The organism is Burkholderia sp., from assembly GCF_018375725.1.
Classification (GTDB): Bacteria; Pseudomonadota; Gammaproteobacteria; order Burkholderiales; family Burkholderiaceae; genus Burkholderia.
The window spans coordinates 1-15,396 of sequence record NZ_JAHACR010000001.1 but is presented as its reverse complement, the minus strand read 5'-3'; the positions used below and the strand labels follow the sequence as shown (position 1 = coordinate 15,396).

At 59.0% G+C, this 15,396-nt stretch carries 22 protein-coding genes; 4 read left to right on the top strand and 18 right to left on the bottom strand.

Annotated features, from left to right (window positions below):
• Positions 1-3: 3 nt before the first annotated feature.
• On the bottom strand, positions 4-645 hold the full coding sequence (locus KH616_RS00110) for a hypothetical protein (RefSeq protein ID WP_292232600.1): 642 nt from the start codon (positions 643-645) through the stop codon (positions 4-6).
• Between the two features lie 328 nt (positions 646-973).
• On the opposite strand from KH616_RS00110, the gene KH616_RS00105 reads away from it, so the two are divergent.
• From KH616_RS00105 to KH616_RS00090, 4 genes are all read left to right on the top strand, one after another.
• Positions 974-1,798, top strand: a complete 825-nt coding sequence (locus KH616_RS00105; protein ID WP_292232598.1) for a hypothetical protein — start codon at positions 974-976, stop codon at positions 1,796-1,798.
• Between the two features lie 113 nt (positions 1,799-1,911).
• The gene (locus KH616_RS00100) at positions 1,912-2,736 is read left to right on the top strand and encodes a hypothetical protein (protein ID WP_292232596.1); all 825 of its coding nucleotides are present in this window, start codon (positions 1,912-1,914) and stop codon (positions 2,734-2,736) included.
• Complete coding sequence (locus KH616_RS00095; protein ID WP_292232594.1) at positions 2,733-5,891, top strand: helicase-related protein; 3,159 nt, start codon at positions 2,733-2,735, stop codon at positions 5,889-5,891. Before KH616_RS00100 ends, KH616_RS00095 begins: the two co-directional genes overlap by 4 nt.
• Positions 5,869-6,129 (top strand): hypothetical protein, encoded by a 261-nt coding sequence (locus KH616_RS00090; RefSeq protein ID WP_046196448.1) that lies wholly within the window; start codon positions 5,869-5,871, stop codon positions 6,127-6,129. Before KH616_RS00095 ends, KH616_RS00090 begins: the two co-directional genes overlap by 23 nt.
• A 148-nt stretch (positions 6,130-6,277) precedes the next feature.
• Here the strand turns inward: KH616_RS00090 and KH616_RS00085 are convergent, their stop codons facing one another.
• The 17 genes from KH616_RS00085 to KH616_RS00005 form a co-directional block, all read right to left on the bottom strand.
• Positions 6,278-6,724, bottom strand: coding sequence for a hypothetical protein (locus KH616_RS00085; RefSeq protein ID WP_131754426.1), 447 nt, complete (start codon positions 6,722-6,724; stop codon positions 6,278-6,280).
• Between the two features lie 133 nt (positions 6,725-6,857).
• Positions 6,858-7,142: a hypothetical protein gene (locus KH616_RS00080; RefSeq protein WP_046196450.1), complete on the bottom strand. Its 285-nt coding sequence runs from the start codon at positions 7,140-7,142 to the stop codon at positions 6,858-6,860.
• Between the two features lie 142 nt (positions 7,143-7,284).
• On the bottom strand, positions 7,285-7,737 hold the full coding sequence (locus KH616_RS00075) for a hypothetical protein (RefSeq protein WP_131754425.1): 453 nt from the start codon (positions 7,735-7,737) through the stop codon (positions 7,285-7,287).
• A gap of 103 nt (positions 7,738-7,840) precedes the next feature.
• Positions 7,841-8,347 carry a hypothetical protein gene (locus tag KH616_RS00070; protein WP_285518663.1) on the bottom strand — a complete coding sequence of 169 codons (507 nt, stop codon included), beginning with the start codon at positions 8,345-8,347 and terminating at the stop codon, positions 7,841-7,843.
• Positions 8,348-8,472: 125 nt separating this feature from the next.
• A complete protein-coding gene (locus KH616_RS00065) occupies positions 8,473-8,940 on the bottom strand; it encodes a hypothetical protein (RefSeq protein ID WP_046196452.1) in 468 nt (155 codons plus the stop codon).
• Positions 8,941-9,034: 94 nt separating this feature from the next.
• On the bottom strand, positions 9,035-9,172 hold the full coding sequence (locus tag KH616_RS00060) for a hypothetical protein (protein WP_165487677.1): 138 nt from the start codon (positions 9,170-9,172) through the stop codon (positions 9,035-9,037).
• Positions 9,173-9,243: 71 nt separating this feature from the next.
• Positions 9,244-9,768, bottom strand: a complete 525-nt coding sequence (locus tag KH616_RS00055; RefSeq protein WP_046196492.1) for a hypothetical protein — start codon at positions 9,766-9,768, stop codon at positions 9,244-9,246.
• A 339-nt stretch (positions 9,769-10,107) separates the two neighbouring features.
• Entirely contained in the window at positions 10,108-10,368 is a 261-nt protein-coding gene (locus tag KH616_RS00050) for a hypothetical protein (RefSeq protein WP_292232582.1), read from the bottom strand.
• A 310-nt stretch (positions 10,369-10,678) separates the two neighbouring features.
• Complete coding sequence (locus KH616_RS00045; RefSeq protein WP_046196493.1) at positions 10,679-11,182, bottom strand: membrane protein; 504 nt, start codon at positions 11,180-11,182, stop codon at positions 10,679-10,681.
• Between the two features lie 95 nt (positions 11,183-11,277).
• Positions 11,278-11,532 (bottom strand): hypothetical protein, encoded by a 255-nt coding sequence (locus tag KH616_RS00040; RefSeq protein WP_021158848.1) that lies wholly within the window; start codon positions 11,530-11,532, stop codon positions 11,278-11,280.
• Positions 11,533-11,741: 209 nt separating this feature from the next.
• Complete coding sequence (locus tag KH616_RS00035) at positions 11,742-11,966, bottom strand: hypothetical protein (RefSeq protein WP_131754423.1); 225 nt, start codon at positions 11,964-11,966, stop codon at positions 11,742-11,744.
• A gap of 328 nt (positions 11,967-12,294) precedes the next feature.
• Positions 12,295-12,477: a hypothetical protein gene (locus KH616_RS00030; protein ID WP_046196455.1), complete on the bottom strand. Its 183-nt coding sequence runs from the start codon at positions 12,475-12,477 to the stop codon at positions 12,295-12,297.
• Between the two features lie 140 nt (positions 12,478-12,617).
• On the bottom strand, positions 12,618-13,103 hold the full coding sequence (locus KH616_RS00025; RefSeq protein WP_046196456.1) for a hypothetical protein: 486 nt from the start codon (positions 13,101-13,103) through the stop codon (positions 12,618-12,620).
• Between the two features lie 180 nt (positions 13,104-13,283).
• On the bottom strand, positions 13,284-13,622 hold the full coding sequence (locus tag KH616_RS00020; RefSeq protein WP_046196457.1) for a hypothetical protein: 339 nt from the start codon (positions 13,620-13,622) through the stop codon (positions 13,284-13,286).
• A gap of 138 nt (positions 13,623-13,760) precedes the next feature.
• A complete protein-coding gene (locus KH616_RS00015; protein WP_046196458.1) occupies positions 13,761-14,477 on the bottom strand; it encodes a hypothetical protein in 717 nt (238 codons plus the stop codon).
• 63 nt (positions 14,478-14,540) lie between these two features.
• Entirely contained in the window at positions 14,541-15,035 is a 495-nt protein-coding gene (locus KH616_RS00010) for a hypothetical protein (protein ID WP_292232569.1), read from the bottom strand.
• 3 nt (positions 15,036-15,038) lie between these two features.
• Positions 15,039-15,396 (bottom strand): hypothetical protein (locus KH616_RS00005; RefSeq protein ID WP_292232567.1); only part of this gene is annotated, 358 nt, incomplete at its 5' end.

The window sequence follows — 15,396 nt, the reverse complement described above, 5'->3', positions numbered from 1 at the left end:
TCCCTACGATCGTGAGTTCGGCGCCGGCGCAGCGCGCTCTGAGGGCGTTCCGGCACCCTGCTGCTCCGCCAGGTCATGAATCTGACTGTTCACGTCGGCACACAAATTTGGCGTTACATGCTGGCCGTACTGCGAAATCTCCGCGTACTCTGCCGACGAGAGGACGTCTGGCGGAATATTGCCGGTCAGCGTGAGACTGAACGCCGTGTCGTCGATGCGCGAATACGAGATTCCCATGTTGAAGACCGTATTCAGCTTCTGGCTAGCCAGTTGGCTGTTTATGTCACTGTCGAACAGCGCCCTACCCGCCTTGGCATTTGCCTGGCAGGCTGCGAGGTAGGCGAAATAGAATTGGCGCCGCAGTTGAGCGCTACCTTGTGGCGGGAGCGACGAGTTGCTACCGATCTTCGGAATCCCCGACGATGGTTGCGGCTGCGCCGTTGCCTTCAGCCCGGAAGCTGCGGCCGACGGAACTCTGCCAGTGGGGAGTGTGACATTGGCACGCACGCCGAAATACGTCATCCACGACACCACGAGCACGGCGATCACCAGGAATGCCGTCAGGGGCAGATTCGTGGGAATCGTGCGGCCAAGTACCTTCCAGCGAATCGGATCGGGGAGCGTGATTTCGTCGTCGAAGTCCATGTCGATATCGAATGAGGTGAGTGCTGCCCGCATGGGCACATTGAGCACCCACGGATTATCCTGACGGCCGCTCTCGCGAACTATCGGGAAACAGAGCCCATCCCTGCCATCTTTCAGCGCTGAAACTGGCAAATATTGCGAATTTTCATCACCGAATTTCCCGTCAGGAATTCCCTGCTATACTTGGCTCCGATCTCTGATCCGGTAGCTGGACCGTACCTAGCCTGTCATTTTCCCGGCAGTTCAACTGCCATATCGCCGTCCCTGGGGGCATCCTGTCCGCCCCCACAGGCGCGCAGGATGCCTCCAAATTTCTTTGGAGACACCCATGAATCCCCCGCAGTTCATTGCTCGGATGGAGCAGTACTGGGCCGCCTACAAGGCACTCGCGCTCAGACATGCCCGCGAACGGATTGAGCTTGGCCGGCAATACCGTAGTGCCAATACCGATTCCACCCCGGAAAAGCCGCTTCGTCCGCTGGATGAAGTCGCTGCAGAGCTTGCGCAAGGTGCTGTCGAAGAATGCGCGAGTTCCCTGATCAATGACCTTTTCAAGTTCGCCGTATCGACCTTCTCTCCCAATGCTTTCACGCCAGTGGACATCGAGGAAAGGGAGAAGAACTACCAAGTCGGTCACCCCTGCCATCCGAAAACATTCAGTCCGACACGTCTTTGGGCCGAACTGGAAACGCACTACGGAGACGGGATTGGCCATTTGCTCGCGTACCGCAAGCGCGCCAAGGCAATCGCCAGGACTTTTCGGATATCGGCCGACGAGCCGATGACGATGAAGAACGGGCGACTTGTCCTGACGCAAAGCGCATACGTCGAGAAATTCAGCTCTCGCATCCGGCTGGGATCGTCTCACTGCGAAACCATGCGGCGCGACCTGATCCCGGCATTGATCAGCTTCGCGGCTTGGGCTGGCAAACCGGCGTTGGCCGAGGCGCTTGCGCCAATCGCGACGCGGTTTTCATACCCTGCCGATGTCGTTTCCCGCGAATCGTTCCTGATGGGAAACGCGCAAGACGATCGCATCAAGCTTGTCACGTACCACACGTCGTTTGAGTGGACGTTCGAGCCTGCTGTTGCTGAACCGCTCACCCTTTTCTTGAGTGAGTTTTTCTTTACGCTGCCAGAGATGGCAGCCTGAGTCTGGGCGGGCTTTCCCGCCGGACACTCTGAGGTGCCTAGCACCATAACCCCGGGGGAACACATGCGCCCTTGGGGGCCATGTGTTTTTCCACTTTGCTGATGGAGAAAGACATGGAAATTCGTGACCTCGTTGCCGCAACCCAGAAATACTGGGATGACGTGTGCAAGGCAATCACGGCGTATGCCGCAGAAAATGCCCGCTTGAGAGAAGCGGAACAGGAACTCTTCGGCTGCGAAAGCTACATGGTCAGCCTGCGTGACTATCCGGACTACAAGCAAGAGGATCATCTCAAGCGCGTGGCTCAGGGGCTGATGAGGCATCTGGTTGAGGTGGCCGTGCGGGAGTTTTCTCCCAGTGCGGCGGCGCCGATCAGGATCGAGGACAAGGAAATCGCCGTGTCTGCAGGTTGCGATGGCAACGATTTCCGAAAGTTCAATGCCCTCACGTTCTGGACGTGCCTGGAGTCGCGATTCGGTGGCAACCAAGGCGTCGAGACGGCCTTCAGGCAGGCAGGATCAGAGCTCGTGAAGCTGTTTCGCATCAAACCGGAAGCGGGTATTGCCCGGCGCAAGGGCTGCATCGTGCTCGATTTGGGCGTATATGCAACGAACTCGAAATGGGACAAACGCTACCGACTACAGTACGGCTGCCAGGAAACCATTGGCCGCACAGTTCGGGCACTGAAGTCGTTTGCATCATGGGCCGAAATGCTGACGCTGCAATTCAGCCTCGACCGTCTGGTACGCGAATTCCAGCTCGGTCAAGGCTACGTCGAGTCACGTGAGTCGTACACATTCGGAAACCCGGAAGATGGTCAGATCAAGGTCACGACCTTCCATTCCCGGTTCGAGTTCGTGTTCGACGCGAAGGTCTCCGAGAAGCTGCAACTGTTCCTCGGCGAGTATGGTTTCACCGAACTCGCGGAGGCGGCATGAGCTGGGCTGACGGTCTGCTGGAGATTCAGTCGAAGGGTTCGACAACGGCCAAGGCGGGCTCCCTCGCGGGCTTGCATGAAGCACGACAGGCTCACCAGAGTCAGTTCTTCACGACGCTGTCGTTGTCGCATTTTTGCTGGCGTCTCGTACAGCCGCTGATGGAGCGTATCGCCGCCCGCGAGCAGGTGCGGGCGTCAGGTATCGACAAAATCAGCGTGCTGGACAACAGCGTGGGCAGTGGCCGGCTTCTGCACTGGGCAACTCCCGATATCCACTCTCTGTACGGGGTGGACGTCGACGAGGGGTGTATCGCCTCGCTCAGTCAGGCTGCGATGAACGCGGGCTTTACCTACGAGTTCATCCATGCCGGCATGGAGGATGTGCGGCCTCGGCATTTCGACTTCTGTCTTGCCAACCCACCGTTTTCCATCAACCTGCAGAGCGCCCTGCTCTCCCCGTACGAATGCACGTCGTACGGGCGGTTCGGGCCGAACACGAGCACACGCAGCGATGCGTATGCTCTGTATCAGGCGCTGGATGCAGCGAAGTGGGTGGTCGCCATTCTACCGACGACCCTGGCCGACGAGGTGTTCATGACCGCATGCGGGAAGGAATCGCATCCGTTCAAGCGTCTCGTCGCGTTGTACGACATGCCGCTCGACGTTTTCCGGGAGGAAAATGCGACGGTGAGGGTCAGTGTTGCCGTGTTCGATGTCTCAGTGCGCACCGATGCTCCGAACCGTCAGCGCGTGTACAAGCTGGAGGAACCGGTTGCGACGCCGAACCTGACGATCGCAGCGCGGCGCCAGCCGACGCTCGCTCACCTGTCTGCCGAGGTATCCCAGCCTGCCATCACCCGGCCGGTCACGGGTGACTCAACGGTCCGAGTGTGCCACGACGGACGGTGGATCCGCCTCAAGTTCCAGTGCGGCCTGACGGAAGCAATGGTTCTGAACGCGATCTACCAGGACAGGATCGGGGCGCACCGCCCCCACGCCGAGCACCGCTATCCAAAGGGTGTCTCGTACGTGGGACAAGGCGTACTCGATCTGCAGATCCACCTGGCACAGCCCGATCCGATGGCCAGCTTCTGGGCCTTCATTTCGGATATCGGCCGCGCCGGCGGAACACCGCATGTCGATGCCGGCCTGATGAGCTACCTGCGGCGCCAGATCCGGGTTACCGCCCGCCAGAAGGCGCCGTTCCGTCACACCGTCCTGATGCCTGGGGCGGGAAGCGGAAAGGGGTCGGCCACGGAAGGTACAGCGAAGAAGGATCATCTGATCGATCCGACGCGCTGGGGATCTCCGGTCATCAAGGCCGGGACTGAAGTCACCTTCACCGAGGTCGAGCACGGCCGCTATCAGTTCGAGCACAACGGGAAGTCCTTCAACCTGCCGTACGAAGACATCCTCGCGCGATTCGAACTGAAGCAGCCGGAAGCCCAGAGCGAGTGGAAAGAGGTCTATTCCGGTCTCGCTATGCAGTTCCCCGGCCTTGCCGCAACTTGGCGCCGCCAGATACAGGAACTCGGCATCGACACGTGGCTGAACCGCGGCTACCAGATCGATGACCTGGTCGAGCTCGCGATTAAGCGTGCCGGTGTTGTGGCGTGGTCGATGGCGCTCGGCAAGGCGCGTGCAGCACTCGCTATCGCCCTGCTCCTTGGCGGCAAGCGTGCGCTGATCGTGCTGAAGTCGGCTCTCGTCGACGAGATGTTGATCGAGATCGGCAAGATCAAGCTCGATCCCGCCGTCTGGCAGGTGATCGAGTCGCCGGAGCAGCTGCAGTCGCTGCGCCCGGTGAACATCATCTCGGTCGATCGTCTCAAGGGGCCACTTACGAGCGCGCATCCTCGCATCACGTACGCAAAGAAGCTGCGGCGCCGGGTCGGCACGATCATTCCCGATGAGGCTCATTTCCTCGGGAATATCGACACGGAGCAGTCGAACGCAGTCTGGCAGGTATCGGCCAAGCGACGATTCCCGCTCACGGGAACGCCCGCCGGCAATTACCCGCGGGACTGTCACGGGCTTCTGGCATTCGCCGGAGGGGATGGTACGGCAGCCCAGCCTTACGGGTATCGCCGCTACTATCTCGACCCCGGTCTGCGTCATTCAATGGCGCTGGCCGAACGTGGAATCGATCGCGTTCTGAACACGTTCTGCGACTTCGTCTGGGTAACCAGAGAATTCGAAGACGAGTTGAAGGGTGCCAAGCGTGAAGTGCCCCGGATCGCCAATCTGGCGGAGTATCGCCAGATGCTCGCTCCGTGGGTCAAGCGCCGCGTACCCAAGGAACCGGACGTAGCTTCGTGCGTCACGATTCCCGAGCCGACGCATATCCAGCACCTGATCGAGTTCGACATGAGCCACTTGCTGCACTACCTGGTTGTGTCGGAGGACTTCTCGAGCTGGTACATGGCAGGACTGGATGAAGGCAAGCGGAACAACCTCGTGGCCATCCTCGCGCGCATCAAGGCCGTGGAGATCGCGAACAACTTCCCGCAGCATCCGAAGGCGGCCAAGGTCTATGCTGAGCTGACGCGGAAGCAACGGTTCTGTATCGACAAGCTCGAGGAGTTGGTTAAAGCCGGCCGGCGCCCATTGATGTTCACCGGGTACCCCGGTAATGCGGAGCTGGTTGCCCGGCACCTCGCCAAACGGGATATCGATTCGGTCGTGGTCCACGGCGGCAAGACGATTAAACGTCGAAACGCCGAGTTCGAATCGAAGTACCGTCAAGGAGATGTTCCGGTCGCGCTGGTGACGTACGGCAGCATCGGGGAAGGCACCAATATTCCCCAGTGCAGCGATGTCCTGCTGGCAGACAAGAGTTGGTCTGCCCGCAAGGAAAGCCAGGCGATCGCGCGTGCGTTGCGCGGGGAAAACGAGTGGGACGTGCAGGCGCATCATGTCATTACGGAACACTCGATCGACACCTACATGCAGCAGGTAGTCTCGTTCAAGGCCGACAGCTTCAACGCCGGTTTCGATTGGGGCACGCCGACGACCTCCGACGAGGAGTTCCTGCATCTGGACGTCATTTTCCGGCGCTTCTGCCGTGAGTTGTCGGAGCTGATTGGGGTTCACAGCCACGACCTTCGCAAGCATCTCGAAAAGGAGACATCGCATGTCCAGCGTATCGCGGCTTAAGCCGGTCTTGCCTACCGTCTCGGTCGGATCGGATTCGGTGGTAATCCGGCGTTCGGGGCAGTCCAGCCCGATCATCGCCGGCATTCTCGGGCAGTTCATGGACGACAAGGGAGAGGTCACACGCGTGGTCCTCGATCGCGTCGTTCACCGGCTGATGGAGAGTGAGTTTGAAGGCTGGCGAGTATCTGGTGCAGTGGTAACCGAGCTGCATCGCCAGACAGCCGAAGAAGTAGCGTAGTGGCGGTAAACGAATTAGCCCCGGGATCTGACGATCACCGGGGCTAATTTTTTTGGGGGGGGCATACGAATTTTGCAGGCGCTCTGGATCCCCGCGCCGCCGGTGGCGACCGGTATGCTCGAGGAGATTCGCATCTTGCGTCAGGCGGTCAGTCGGCCTGGCCGGGGTCCACAGGCTCAGGGTGAAACTGATCTTCAACAAGCGAGACCGCGAACTCGATGAGTTCCTGACGAAACTGCGGAAACGCCTCAAGGTAGCGATACAGATGGGCTCGCGTCGGTAGGCTCGTTTCAGTCGCAAACCGCATAAGGACGTCGTCGAGTTGCGGCCTATCGTTGATGGCGCCACGCCGCGCTGAGACCGGCCCCACGAACGTCTGAAGACGATACGTCCGGCTCTTCCCGATGCAACCCGGGTCCCATGCTGTTCCGGCAAGAAACGACTGCAGTGCCGCGGCATCGCCATCGAAACACACAGCTACGATATAGGTCAGGACGCGCGAAACAGCCAAACCAGGAATCACACGCAGTTGGTCGACCTGCTCGTCAGTAACCCTGCCGAGGACATTGAGCGGGCGCAGCAGAAATTGGTTCATCGTCATCTCCAGTGTCGGGCACGATTGCCCATACTGAGAAATGGCAACGACATCAAAAAACCGGCAATCTTTTTTCAGATTTTTTTTGCGAAATGAAAAACGCCGCGTCCCAGAGGGGAAGCACGGCGTCCTTTTACAACTCGAAACCGACTTTCTGCAACAACCCGCGCTCAATCGCTGCGCACGTGATGCGAGGGGTAAGAAGCTGGTACACCGACCCGGATTTCGTCCGGACACGGCGAGACATCGGGTCGTATGCAACGATGGTAGTCGTTTGACCACCACTGCCGAACACAACACACCGCCCCACCACATCCATCGGACCGACCGGGATGCCCTTTTGCCGGGCAAGCTGCCAGTTCTCGGCGGGTTTCGCCGGAAGACCTGACAGATCCTGCTGATGCTGCTGCTGCGACATGGTACTCCCCCTTCAGAAAAGCGAGACACTCCACTCCCGGCAGGAAGTGGTTTCCCGCGTGAGTGGACAAGTGATCGATTTCTGAGGTGAGAAAGCCCCGTGGGGCTTTCTCCTTCTGCGCGTGGCGAGCAACCAGAAACGGTTACACGTTGGCGAGAATCTTGTTGAGACGTGCCCGGATCCGCGCACGCTGCGTCATCCGAACCTCGAAACGGGCGAGGAAGATGATGCTGGCGACGAGCGGAGCCACGACGAACGTCATCCAGAGGCCGAGGCCCAACATCGTGGAGCCGGCCGCATAGCCGTGACCCGCGATCGACTCGAGCATGAATGCCTGGAGAGGCAGACGATGCGCGATGACCTGGTCCCGATATACTTGCAGCGCCGTGAAGCCGCCGTTTTCCAGCAGCATGAACTTCGCGTGCTCTTCATACGCACCCGATCCGAGGATCAGGTAGACGCCGAGCATGAACACGATGCTGAAGACGAGCATGACGTTCCACGAAGCGATTCCGCGAACGAGATCGTTGACACGACGATCGAACGCGGCGGCGAACTTGAACATCGAGGCAGAGATGAGGGTAAGACGAAACATGGTGATACTCCTTTCATGGATGAATGGAATATCACTACCCCTTCCGGGATAGTGATACCCCGGCACGGGAAACGTTCAGACCTTACTCAACACCGCTTCACACCTACGACATACGGCGCAGGTGATGAAGTTCGACACGCCCGTTTCTGACGAGATGACGTTCCGCTGCGAAGTTGAGGTTGTAGTCCCACTTCACATAGGCCGTAGCATCGCTCCAGACGGACATGATCGCCCCTGAGTAATACTGGGGCGGACTCGCTTCAAAGTCTTGAGCCGAGATCCGCTGTCCGGCCTTGAAGCCGTTCAACTCCTCGACCTTGACGACAGCCATTTGCTCCACCGATACGTCGAGTGGAAACAACTGGTTGTATGCAACAACATCCTCGGGTTCATGCCGGTAATCGCGAAGCAGGTTCGCGAAGTACCGAACACGTGCACCCCTCGGATCAAAATCGGGATGAGAGATGATTTCCCGGAACTCCTTCAAATCGCCGGCTTGTGCAGCGACTTCGACCGGACGCATCCCGAAAGCGTTGACGCCGTTGACGTCGTTTTCCTTCGGAATCCATCCAGTCGTTTCACGATGACCAGCCAGTTGATAGGTGTTCATGATGCTGCTCCTCTATCGAAGTGCACACGGTCCAATGCCTGATGCGAGATGGACCACAGATGCCGAAAAAAAACGCCGCTATCCCGAAGGAAAGCGGCGTTCATCACAAGTTGCCGGACGACAAGTTACGGGAATACGACTTCAGCCCGACGACCATCGACCACAGCAACAGCACGACGCCCCGCGAACCGCACTTCGATGCGGGCGAGCACGGTGAGCACCATGCACAAGGGCGCAATGACGAAGACCAGCCAGAAGCCGATCCCCTGCCAGACCGCGCTGATCGAGTAGCAGTGCCCCGTTACCGACGCGACAAGGAATTCGCCGAGCGACAACTGGTGCGACTGCACGAGGGCCAGGTAGGCATCGAGAGCCGCGACGCCTCCACTTCGCAGGAGGTGGAGTTGCGCGGACTGCTCATAGGCGCATCCGCCGAACACGATCAAGGCACCGATACCTGCCGGGACCAGAAAGACGTGCAACAGGTTCAGCGATGCCAGCACATCCAATACCCCCAGGAAGAGGCGATCGAACGCGGCGGCAACACGGAACGCGCGGGACGACGACAGGCTACGGTTGAATTGACGCGACATGGTGACACTCCTTTCAGGTTGATCGGAATGCCACTACCCCTTCCGGGATAGCGACACCCCGGGACGGGAAAACAGAAAAACTATGTACTTGATGTCAGAGGACGGAAATGGTGACCCACTTACCGTCGATCTTCACATCGGTGAGTACAGAACCGTTGAAACGATAAACACGGCGCGATTCCGTTTTCGAAATCACGTGGGAACTGACAGTCGTGTTGACAGAGGTCAGCATGGTGATGCTCCTTTTCGAGGTGAATGGAACATCCCCATCCCGGCCGGGACAGAGATGCCCCGGTGGGAAAATCAACGAATAGCGGTAGCGAGGGACGTAACCTTCATCAGAAACCGCTTGAAACTCGGATCCGACTTTGGCAACGGCGTCGTCGACACCCACTTGCCCGTTTCAACCAGATCGAGAAGGCGCTTGCGCGCTTCGTTCACCGGGTCCTGATACAGCGTTTCGACGTTGGTCGACGCAACGACAATCTTCGTTTTGGCGGAGAACGTCGGAGCCGACTTGATGCCGATGGCGTTAAGCCAGGTATGGCGGGGCAGTTTATGATCCTCGTGGGAATCCACGAAGATCACGGCCGATGCGCCCTTGATCGTGGTCTGGAATACCTGCAGACGACGGACGATGTCCGAGTCGTGCTTCGATACCAGAGTCCAGCTCACAAGGATCTCCGTCGGCTCTTTCGAGCTGACGAAGTTGTGGCTTCCGTAAGGAGAACCACTGGACGTCATCAACCAGACGCGCTTTTCGTTCGATTCGATCGCCTGACGGGCGACAACGGATACGAGACGAGTGCGGAGGAATTTCTGGAACATGTGGTTCTCCAAGGGAATTTGGAGCGACCACGTCTCCCCAGGGGAAAAGTAGCGCCCCATGGGTGACAAAGGAAAGAACACCGAACGGTGTAGAGAACTGATGTCGAACGCGAAAAAGCGTTCAGCTATCAACGGGTGAAGCAGACAGGATTCACGTGCTCCCAAAAAAGGGAAAAACACGCTGCAACTGCCAGGAGGCTAGATACGGCCCAGCTGCCGGACGCCCAGACACAAAGGTCATGGGACATCAGGGAAAAACGATGTTCGTATATTACTCGCACTGATTCCTGTTGGGAAGTGGCGGGTCGCCCACTCTGAGGTGCCCGCCCTTGCGGCCCATTACGAACTGCCTGCGGCGCGCTTGCGCTCCTCGAGTTCCTTCCCGAGCGTGGCGAGCGCATCGATGGCGTCCCGGTACAGCCTGTCCCGCCAACCCCGTCGCTCATAGGTGCCGTATCGCTTCACGTGCTGCTCGCCGAGCGTGAAGTTACGCATCCCAACGTCCACGGTGACGCTTCCATGCGGCGCATCGATGACGACCCCGTACGGTGTACCCGTGCGCATTGACCAACCTTTGGGGAGCTTGAGTGTCACACTCATGGATCCAGTCTCCTCGTGCACGAGATTGAACCCACAGGCCTCTCTCCATCAAGAATTCTGTTTATTGTCGGCATTTTTTCTGTTTTGATGGCGTGTAAGCGCCACCGCGCCCCGGCTAATGATTTTTAATAAGGTGGCCCATTATATGTGGCTACAAGAAATGTCGAGCCCATATTTTGTCGGATCCGGCCGGCATTCTTGCCGCTTAATTAAATCTTACGGACATTCGGGACATCCCAATTTCCTCTTCGTTTCCAGCGGCGGAAACGAAAAAGGCGGCCACGATGGGCCGCCTCTTTCTCAACTACCGTCATACGCGTTCGACGCGCAGACGACCACTGACCACCACGACCGCCACCGGTTGCCCGGCCGCGAAGTCGCTGCCGTCGTCGGCGGTCTGAACGACCGTAAGCAAGCGCTTGTCTTGCGTGCGGACGATCAGCTCGACGCCTGGCACCTTGCTGACAACGCTTCCCGCTGCGTAGCCGACGGCGGCGCCGACAGCCCCGCCGATGAGCTTAGCTTGGCTACTGTGATGCCCCATACCGACCAGCGTGCCGATAAGCCCGCCAGCAGTCACGCCCAACTGGCGAGACGAGCCCGAATCGATCATGACCGGGCGAACGTGGAGGACCTGCCCGAGTATGGCCGTACCGCCGCTCCGCAACGCGTCGCCCGAGTTGTATGTCGATGCCGACCTCGAGACGGGTTCCCCGTATTGGGTCAGGGGACCATACGGCTGAGCGCAAGCGCAAAGAGCAAGCAGCATTACCATGGCGAACACTGCACGGCCCATGTTTGCGAACGATTTCATATCAACCTCCAAGGACAAATGACCCACGACCAACAGCACCTAGCCATTGGCAGCATGTCGTTACAAGGAATCACGACGCGAAATGCGTCAACGAATTAGTACCGGCTACCACCGCGAACGCTCCGGCCAACCGCGTTAAGCGCTGTACCGAGGAAACGAAACACGAGGAGAGCGAGCACCACGACGATCAGCAGGACGCCGATCAGCATCAAACCGGAAGAAGCGTAGCCATGCCCGCCCAAACTGCGCATGGCATCGCCGACCAGGTGGTAGATCACCGAGCGGATGACGGCATCGGCCACCATCGAGCCCAAACCGTGGCCACCGTAGAACATATGGGAATGGAACATGTAAGCCTCCAGATTGAAAAAATCGAAGACTTACTCCCTCAAGGGACTAAAGCCCCCGAGGGATGAACCACAGAACGTGCAAGCCGCCGAAGGCAGGACTTGAGAAAAGGCTGGATATGGCCCAGCTACCAGCAAGGTCCGCAGACCTCAAAAAGCGGTTTGATTCTACTCCGACAACTTCCCAATGGGAAGCTTCCGCACACAGACCATTAGGTCAGCGTGAGGTTCTTCAGCGACGGGAGATGCACCACGAGCCACGCGGGGAAGCCCTTGTGGTCGATGTAGAGATAGAGACCGATGAGCAAGCCGATGAAGGCCGCATGCGTCATGTTGCTGACGCGGGCCGCCACGAAATGCAGCACTTCTGCGCCCATCACGAGAGACAGCGAAAAGACCGTCAGCAGCACAAAAATCAGCGTTGACGAACTAAGCACTAACCCATTCATGATTTACCACTCCCCGAGTCCATGCCGGTGATTGTTGAAGGCTCGATCCTGCGTGGCTCTGAAGCCAACTGCTTTTGCTAGTTCAGCAGGCCTCGCGCGGCAGATGATTGCTGATGCCCCGAAAAAATTCTTGATTTTCTACCTCAGGTGGCAAGCCTGAACCGCCCCCTATGCTATACCTTTGTTCACCGAGCTAACAATCCGTCAAATTGTTTCCGTCATGCCCGATAGTCTCACGCTATCAATTGGCCGGAGGCGTAGCTTCATTCCAGCAAAAAGCCGCGCGAAACCTCCGCGCGGCTCGTGCGTCAGGTGATCAAGCGAATGGATGGAACAGCAATCCGATTGCCTGCGCCGCGATCGGCACCCCCGCCACAACAGCCAGGATTACGAACGCCCGCACCGCCTCTTGCTTGGTCTTTCCCTTCTTGATGCCATACCTCGCGATAGCGGCAAGGCATAGCACTATCACCACGTAGATGCCAAGATTGCTTCCCATCGTGATCTCCCGTAAGACTCGTATGGAAATCCTGTCCAGCCACGCCGGACAGGAGCGCTACTCGCAGCCATGTTAGCCAGACAGCGAGTCATCTATTGTGACGCAATTTTCGAGCGCCGGCGGAAACCCGCCGCCACTGCCTAACCGGTCTGTGCCTCGATTCTTTTGAGCACTTCGAGTTGCTGCACCGCCCGCGCGTACCACCAGGCTCGTCTTGGTGCATGATGCTCCGACTGAATCCCGCTGCGCTGCTCCCGCGCGACCCATGAGCGCAGCCCATCCCATGCCGGCGACGACAGAAAGTACTCTTGCCTGACCGCCGGCGAATCGAGCTCGGCTTCCACCGTCGGAATGCCGAATTCGTCTGCCAGTTGAGCGGCATCCGCCGCATTGAAGCCGGCCAGAAAGATTCCCGGCTCGTTCTCACCACGAAACAGCCACCAACCTTCTGGCGCGGCGCCCGGATCGTGCGCAGCCTCGGACGTGCGCTTCAGCACGGCGAGGTGGAGCGGCACGCCTTCGCCGGTCGATCGGCAGCAAACAAACGGCACGCTCGTCGAGGCGATTACTCCCTCAAATCCACGCCCCGCCACGCATGTCTGATGAAACACATCGGGCTTCTCCATGCGCGATTCCTCCCTCGAAAATTTCGAAAGTTATCCACAAATCCTGTTGATAAACCTGTGTGTAAAACCCCCTGAATCGGCCTTTCTAGGCGCTTTTCCTGGGCGTTTGTTGCTTTGCTCACTACTGCACCAACCATGGCGATACTATTTCGCTGAATCGTTCTCAACAGGAAGTCTGGCTTATGCTTGACCACTCCGTGCCCGCTCGAACATCAGCGCGAGATTCGTCATGTGGACGCCCTGCGCGAGCTTCCACGTTATTGCGCAACCATCATCCTCCGACCACTCTAGCAACCGGTAATCGCGCAATCCGGTCAGTGCCTTCGACGCGCGCATGATCCGCTCTTCCCGCGAACCGTTCGCGCTCCCGAAGGCGAGATCCCCGACACGGCCCGTCCCTCGGATTTCTCCGTACTCGGCCACGACGTTCAATACTTTCCATTCGTCACTACCTAGCGGCAGACCCGTGCCCTGCCCCGCACGGCGTCCGAAAGCCTCTGCCCCGCTGTTCCCTGTCATGCACCTGTCCTGTCAACGATCGATGGTCCACGCCGGCCGATTGCCGCCGCGGGCTTCATGGCTTAGCGCCCTTTTATGACAATCAGAATACGTCCTTGGCCAACCCGTTCTAGCCCTCACAAATTGGGCTATCGATCTCTAAACGGACGATTCCGGAATGATTTCGGCCCGCGTAATCGTTCCCGGCGAGAAGCGGACGGGCCCGGCCTTCACGTCGACCTGCAGCACGCCCTTGTTGCACGCCAGCCAGAGCACACCGTCGACGGTCGCAATGCTGTCACCAGACGCTTTCGACAAGTGCCGGCAGAGATTCATACAAGCCTCGAATCGGACCGCTGCCGGCCGGCGCGGCTTGTCTGGTAACCCCGATAGTCTGCAAAGCCAGATGTCGCTCTTGCACACGTCCTGACCGAAGTTCTTTGCGAGCTGGAATTTCGTGTCGTCCCCAATCCATGGCAGTGCCCCGCACCACTCGACGAGCCGCGCCGGATCGTTCAGCGCGAGGACCGCCTGCAGCGCCTCGAAATCGTTGGCTCGTTCAGCCCACGCCCTTTCGATAGCCGCCGCCTTTCCGCGGAACCCGAATGCCTCCACCACGGGTCGGCCCTCACGAATGGCAGTCCAGACTTTTTGCTCGATCGTACGTGCCGCCTGGGCAGATCGCCCAGCGCACAGCACGATCCAGATAATCTCGGCCGCCATCTTCTCCGGAGAGTCCGGGGGCGATCGCCGGTGTGCCGACCACTCGACCATCCGAGCCGCGTCGGGGTCGTTGGCCAAGAGCCATTCTCGGAGCTCAAGATAGAGCGCCGGCGCAATGCGACTTTCAGGAGCAGGAATTTCGAAGGGAAGCATGGCTTTTCTCTCCGCATAGCAAATGGGCCGCTCGCGCGGCCCACGGGGCTGACTGACACCTTCCTATCTCGGGGCGCAATGCACGTCCCCTATCGTCCATCCTGCGCCCACAAAATCCTTCTTTCGCGCGGGCATCAGCTTCACCGTGCACTGCTCGCCCATCGCCATCGCTACTGCCCGGGCATTGCCATCCGGTTCGATCGCCGCCGACGTCACGATGATCTCGGAAGGTTTGGGTGAGGTGTCACTACGGAACAGAAACGGCGACGCGGCAAGGTACCCCTGCGTCAGTTCAACCGCGGCGGCCAGCGTCCCCGGATACGCGCTGACCACGATCGCGCTTTTCACCTTGTCTCGCGGATCACGCACAGCCGTCACGAGCGTACCCACGCCCTGTCGCATGACCTGTACGCCGCGCGTTTGCACGTCGATCCAGTTCGAGAAATCGGCCTCGTTTCTCACGACAACCTTCGCGGCTGCGCAGAACACTAACGCGCAGACGATCAGGACCGACCCGATCTGCCATCCCAGGTTACCGCGCGGCGGCCGCTCTCTCATTCGTCAACCCTGGTTGTCCGACTTTTTGACGTCGCGCGGGCCGGTTCGATCGATCATCACGTAGCCCGATTTGGACGTGAAGTGCTTCCACGTCCAGCCCACCGGCACCTTGACGATCGCCAGGTAGTGGTCCTCGAGGCCGTTCACCGGGAAATCGATCTTTTGACTCACAATCTTGCCCAGCGTGTCCTGCGTAAGCGGCGCCACGTCGCCTTCGAGCTGATGCGGGCCCGGCTGCGACGAGAACGGGACGATTTCGTAGAAAACGTACTTGCCGTTCTCCTGCATTACCTTCAGGCGGGCGTAGTACTTCCCGTCGGCGTCCAGCGCCGAGTACGTCCCAACGAGGCTCTCCGGAGCC